Here is a 6,163-nt window from a genome sequence, read left to right on the forward strand (position 1 = left end):
CGGCCCGGTCGCCGGCGGGCCGTCCGGCCCCTGGCCCGCGCGCCGCGCCGGCCGCGCCACGATCGGCCAGAGCGGATCGCGGGAGGGCGTGAACGCCCGGATGCCTGAAGCCGCCCTGCAAGCAGTGGCTCATGCCAGAAAGCATGAATCTTCCAGCCATGCCGCGTCGCCAGGGTTTGCGGCGCAGACCGCCCGGCGATCGGGGCGCCGTCGGTCGGTCGCGATCGACGGCCGTCGGTATCAGAGCGGCTTGCGAGTCTCAGTGACCGCGCAAGTCGTTCCAGGCGCCCTGCCCCCCCGGGCCGGGTGACGGCACCGCGGATCCGCGGCGCGGGCGACCCCGCCATCCCTGGCCCGCCGCCACCGGCCGCGTCGGAACAGATTTCGAATTCTTCAACTTTTCGGCGATCCATTCAATTTCCAGCAACCATTGATTGAAAAAAGGCAGCGAGCGTTCGCGTCGGGGCCCGCCACGAGCCGACGGAACACGATGCGCCTGAAGGGCCGATCCCCCACCCCGTCATCCCGCATCCCCGATCCCGCCGCGGATCCGGGCTGCCGGGTGCCGCGGCCCGCAGCGCAGGTGTTTCGGAGACGGCAGGATGCAGGGAGTACCGGGACAGCCCGCCTGGCTCGCGGCGCCGCTGTCGACCACCATCCGCCGGCATGGCGGCGGCACGCTGCCCAGCCTGCTGCTGGCGACGCTGCTCATCACCCTGCTCGCCCTGGCGCTGCCGATCGCCCTGCTGCAGGTCTATGACCGGATCCTGCCGCAGGCCTCGCTCGGCACCCTCGGCTTCCTCGCCGCCGCGGTCGTCCTCGCCATCCTGCTCGAACTCTCGCTGCGCATGGTGCGCGGCGAGGTGCTCGGCCGCCTGGCCGCCGCGGCGGAGGCCGAGCTGCAGGCGGAAGCCGCCCGCCGCATCGCCTCCACCCGCTCCGCCGCCTTCGAGGCGCATGGCAATGGCTGGTATTCCGAACGCCTCGCCGCCATCGGCAGCCTGCGGGAAGCCTGGTCGGGGCCGATGCTGCAGACGCTGCTCGACCTGCCCTTCGCGCTGCTCTACCTGCTCGCCGTCTGGGCCATCTCCGGCCCGCTGGCCCTCGTGCCGCTCGGCATGCTCGCCAGCGTGCTGGTCTTCGGGCTGCTGGTCGGCTGGCGCGTGCGGCGGCGGGCGGAACGCCTGACGCAGAGCGAGGAGCGCCGCTTCAACTTCCTCTTCGACGTGCTGCACAGCCTCAGCTCGCTGAAGCTGCTGGGCGCCGAACGGCTGCTGGAGCGCCGCTACGAGCGGCTGCAGGGCAGCTCCGCCCGCCTCCGGCGCGAACTGGCCGAGGCCAGCGCCGCCGGCCAGGAAGGCGGGCTCCTGCTGTCCTACCTGACCACGCTCGGCACGGCGTCCTGGGGCTGCCTCATGGTGCTGGACCATGACCTGACCGTCGGCGGCCTCAGCGCCTGCACCATGCTGGCCGGGCGGTCCATGCAGCCGCTGCTCAGCGGCGTCGCGCTCTGGGCGCGCTGGCAGATGCTGCGGGATGCCAAGCGCCGCGTCGCCGAGCTGGCGGCGCTGCCGGTGGAGGCGCGGCCGGCGCTGCCGGCGCTGGCCGTGCCAGAAGGGCGGATCGCGCTGCGCGCGGTGCGCTGCGGCCATCCGCCCGGCCCCTGGCTGTTCGACGGCCTGTCGCTGGATGTCGCGCCGGGCGAGTTCCTCGGCATCACCGGGCCGAATGGCAGCGGCCGGTCGACCCTGCTGCGGCTGGTCACCGGGGAAGCGCAGCCGGTGGCGGGGCAGGTGCTGGTGGATGGCCAGGACCTGGGCGGGGTGGACGTGGTCCCGGCGCGGCGCGACGTGGCCCTGGTGCCGCCCGACCCGGCGCTGATCGGCGGCACGCTGCTCGACAACCTCACCCTCAACCAGCCGGCGCTCGAGGAACGGGCGCTGGCGCTCGGCGCGGCGCTCGGGCTCGAGATCGTGGCGGCGACGCTGCCGGGCGGCTGGCAGACGCCGGTCGGCGCCGGCGGGTCGCCGCTGGCGCGCGGCGTGATCCAGCGCATCGGCCTGGTGCGCGCCCTGGCGCAGGACCCCCGCATCCTGCTGCTGGACGACGTGACGGCGCAGCTCGACGCCGATGGCGATGCCCGGCTGGGCCGGGTGCTGGTCGGGCTGCGCGGGCGCACCACCATCATCCTCGTCAGCCATCGCCGCTCCGTCCTCGCCCTCGCCGACCGGGTGCTGCGGATCACGGACGGCCGCCTGGAACCCCTGCCATGAACGCCGTCTCCCAGGCGATCTCCGTCGCGCCGCAGGGCAGCGCCGGCGCGGCCGAAGCCGGGCTGCTGCTGGTGCACCCGCCGGGCCTGCCGGAAAGTGACCTCACCCGCTGCCTCGCCGCCCTCCTGGCGGTGCTGCACTGGACCGGCGGGCCGGACGACCTGCTCGGCGCCCTGCCGCATGCCGAGCCGCGGCCGGACCTGACCGATATCCGCAACACCCTCGCCGCCCTCGGCTTTCCGACCCGGCCGGCCCGGCTGCGTCGGGGGCGGCTCGATCCCCGGCTGCTGCCGGCGCTGCTGATCCGCCGCAACCAGCCGGCGGCGCTGCTCTACCGCGGCGCGGCGGGCGAGGTGCTGCTGTTCGATGGCGGCACCGGGGAGGCGCGGCCCTGCGCGGCGGAGCGCCTGGCGGGCCGCCTCTACCTGCCGGTGCCGGCAGAGGCGCCGAACCCGCGCGAGAGCTGGCTGGGCACCCTGGCGCGGCGCTTCCTGCCGGAACTGCCGCTGCTGCTCGGCATCTCCGCCCTGGTCGCGGTGCTGGGCCTGGCGATGTCGGTCTTCACCATGCTGGTCTTCGACCTGGTCGTCACCAGCCGTCGGCCGGAGGTGCTGACGCTCCTGGTGCTCGGCGCGCTGACCGGCCTGCTGGGCGAGGTCGGCTTCCGCGCGCTGCGCCAGCGCGCCCTCGCCCGCATCGGCGAGCGGCTCGACCGCCTCGTCTCCACCGCGGTCTTCAGCCAGATCATGGTGCTGCCCGCGGCGCTGGTGGAACGCGCGGGCACCGCGGCGCAGGTCTCCCGCCTGCGGGACTTCGCCGCCATCCGCGACGTGCTCACCGGGTCCTTCGCGCTCGCCCTGCTCGACCTGCCCTGCACGCTGCTGGTGCTGGCGCTGCTCCTCCTCCTCGGCGGCTGGATCGCCGTCGTGCCGGTGGTGGCGGCGCTCGCCTTCGGGCTGCTCTTCCTCGGCAGCCGCGGCGCGGTCCGCCGCGCGGTCAATGCCGCCGCGCAGGCCGGGCAGGCGCGGGACGTCCTTGGGATCGAGCTGCTGGACGCGCACCGCTCGCTGAAGCTCGCCGGGGCCGAGGGCCGCTGGGCGGAAGCCTATGCCGCGGCCGCCGCGCGGGCGGCGCTCGCCTCCGCCCGCGCGGCGGCGCTCAGCAGCCGGGTCACCGCCGTCGCCCAGGCCATCGTCACCCTCTCGGGTCTCTCGGCGATGAGCCTCGGCGTCATCGCCGTGCTGGCCGGCGGCATGACCGCCGGCGCGCTGATTGCCGGCATGATGCTGATCTGGCGGGTGCTGGCGCCGATGCAGGCCGCCTTCCTGATGCTCTCGCGCTGGGAGCAGACGCGCGCCTCGATCCGCCAGGTGGACGGCATGATGGGCCTCGAGAGCGAGCGGCCGGTGGTCGCCCGCCGCCGCATCGCCGCGCCCGAGCATGGCGACATCGTCTTCCAGCGCGTCTCGCTGCGCTACCTGCCGACGGCGGAACCGGTGCTGGCCGGCGCCAGCTTCGCCGTCCGGCACGGGGAGCTGGTGGCGGTGACCGGGCCGGGCGGGTCCGGCAAGTCGACGCTGCTGCGCCTGGTCGCCGGGCTGTACCGGCCGCAGGGCGGCGTGGTGCGGATCGGCGGCCACGATGTCCGCGCCTTCGACCCCGCGGTGCTGCGCCGCGCGGTCGCCTATGTGCCGCAGTCGCCCGACATCCTCTACGGCACGGTGGCGCAGAACCTCCGCCTGGGCGCGCCCAGCGCGACCGACGAGGAGCTGCGCCGCGCCTGCACCGCGGCGCATGTGCTGCAGGCGGTGGAGGCGCTGCCCGAGGGCATGGCGACGCGGCTGGGCGACAATGCGACGGCCGGGCTGCCGCGCAGCGTCCTGGTGCGGCTCTGCCTGGCCCGCGCGCTGCTGCGCGACGCGCCGGTGCTGCTGCTGGACGAGCCGGTCGCCGGGCTCGACGACGACTGCGCCGAGGCCTTCGCGGCGGTGATCGCCGAACGGCGGGGCCGCTCCACCATCCTGATGACCACGCATCGGCCCAGCCATGTCCGGCTGGCCGACCGCATCCTCCGCGTCGCCGACGGGCTCGTGGAGGAGGTGCCGCCGGGGGGCGCGCAGCGCCAGGCCCCCGGCGCCGCGCCGCTGCTGCGCATGCCCGTCTTCCAGCCCCCGGGACGACCGGCATGAGCAAGGTCATCACCCTTCCCCGCGCCAGCCTGCAGCCGAGCCCGGACCGGCATGTGCTGGCGCTGGAGGAGGTCCGCCTGCGCGGGGTCGAGCGGGCCTTCATCCTCGGCACCGCGGCGCTGGTCGCCGCCCTGCTGGCCTGGGCACAGATGACGCCGCTGCCGGAGATCTCGGTCGCGCCGGGGGAGGTCGCGACCGCCGTGGCCGCCGCGCCGATCCAGCACCTGGAAGGCGGGATCATCGAGGCGGTGCTGGTCGCCGAGGGGGAGGAGGTGGCGGAGGGCCAGCCCCTGCTGCGGCTGCACGACGCCGCCGCCCGCGCCGATCTCGGCCAGATGCGCGTGCGCAACGCCGCCCTGCGGCTGCAGGCGGAGCGGGTGGCCGCCCTGGTCGCCGGCGGCGACATGGCCGAGGCGGAGGGGCTGGCCCTGGCGCAGCGCGTCGCGCTGCAGGCGCGGCTGGCGGCGCAGGAGGCGCAGCGGGCCACCCTGCAGGAACAGATCGGCCAGCGCCGCAGCGAGCTGGCGACGCTGCGCGGCCAGGCGCAGGCGACCGAGCGGCAGGCGGCGATGTTCCGCGAGGAGCTGGCGACGCGGCAGTCGCTGGCGCGCGACGGCCTGTCCACCCGCATGGCGGTGCTGGACGCGTCGCGCCTGCTGCTGGGCGCGGAGTCGGAGCGCGAGCGGATCGGCGGCCAGATCGTCACCGCCTCCCGCGCGCTGGCCGAGGCGGAGGCCAGGCTGGCCGAGCTGCGCTCCACCCGGGTGGACGAGGCGCGGCAGGACGGTGCCCGCATCGCGCAGGAGATCGCCGAGACGGACGAGGCGATCGCCCGGCTGCTCGACCGGGTCGAGCGGATGGTGGTGCGCGCCCCGGGCGCCGGGACGGTCCGCGGCCTCGTCGTCTCCCGCCCCGGCAGCGTGCTGCAGCCGGGCGCCCTGGTCGGCGAGATCCTGCCGCGCGATGCGCGGCTGGTCGCGGATGTCCGCATCTCCCCGCGCGACATCGGCTTCATCGCCCCGGGCCAGGCGGTGAACGTGAAGGTGCAGGCCTTCGACTTCTCCCGGTACGGCACGCTGGACGGGACGGTCGAGCGCATCTCCGCCGGGTCCTTCCAGGACGAGCAGCATCAACCCTACTGGCGGGCCCGGGTCGCGCTGTCCCAGGCGCATGTCGGCCGCAACCCCGCGCTCGCGCGCATCGCGCCGGGCATGACCGTCTCGGCCGAGGTCACGACCGGGCAGAAGACCGTCCTGCAATACCTGCTGAAGCCGCTCTACGCCTCGGTGGCGACGGCCTTCCGCGAACGATGAGGGCTGCGGCATGAGCGGAACCGGGAACACGGAGGAAGCGGCGGTCGTCGAGGCCGACGCCCTGCGGCAGCTGCGGGCGACGGTGCGCGGCGTGCCGCAGACCGCCCCCGCGGCATCGGGCCTGATGATGGGCGGCGCGGTGCGCGGCGTGGTCACCCGCGATGCGGTGGAGGGCGGCGTCGCCGTCGCAGCACCGGAGCTGGATTCGCTGCCGGCCGGCACGGCGGCCGCCACGGCGCCGCGCCCTGTCGGCGCCGCGGGCATCGAGGCGGCCGCCATCGACGCGCTCGCCCTCGACCTGCCGCCCGTGCAGGCGGCAAGGCCCGCGGTCGGCGGCCTCGGCTGGAAGCCGGGCAGCCTGCCGGCGGACGCCGCCGCCCCAGATCGG

4 protein-coding genes are annotated in these 6,163 nt (G+C 75.6%); all 4 read left to right on the plus strand.

Annotated elements, in window-relative coordinates:
- Positions 1–602: 602 nt before the first annotated feature.
- The gene (locus E2C05_RS27525) at positions 603–2,273 is read left to right on the plus strand and encodes an ATP-binding cassette domain-containing protein (RefSeq protein ID WP_133222848.1); all 1,671 of its coding nucleotides are present in this window, start codon (positions 603–605) and stop codon (positions 2,271–2,273) included.
- Positions 2,270–4,462, plus strand: a complete 2,193-nt coding sequence (locus E2C05_RS27530; RefSeq protein WP_133222849.1) for a peptidase domain-containing ABC transporter — start codon at positions 2,270–2,272, stop codon at positions 4,460–4,462. The genes E2C05_RS27525 and E2C05_RS27530 overlap by 4 nt, the downstream gene beginning before the upstream one ends.
- Positions 4,459–5,775: an HlyD family type I secretion periplasmic adaptor subunit gene (locus tag E2C05_RS27535; protein ID WP_133222850.1), complete on the plus strand. Its 1,317-nt coding sequence runs from the start codon at positions 4,459–4,461 to the stop codon at positions 5,773–5,775. The genes E2C05_RS27530 and E2C05_RS27535 overlap by 4 nt, the downstream gene beginning before the upstream one ends.
- Positions 5,776–5,785: 10 nt before the next feature.
- Positions 5,786–6,163, plus strand: a 378-nt coding sequence (locus E2C05_RS27540) for a hypothetical protein (protein ID WP_205083127.1), incomplete at its 3' end; no start/stop codon positions are given.

The organism is Paracraurococcus ruber, from assembly GCF_004353985.1.
Classification (GTDB): domain Bacteria; phylum Pseudomonadota; class Alphaproteobacteria; order Acetobacterales; family Acetobacteraceae; genus Paracraurococcus; species Paracraurococcus ruber.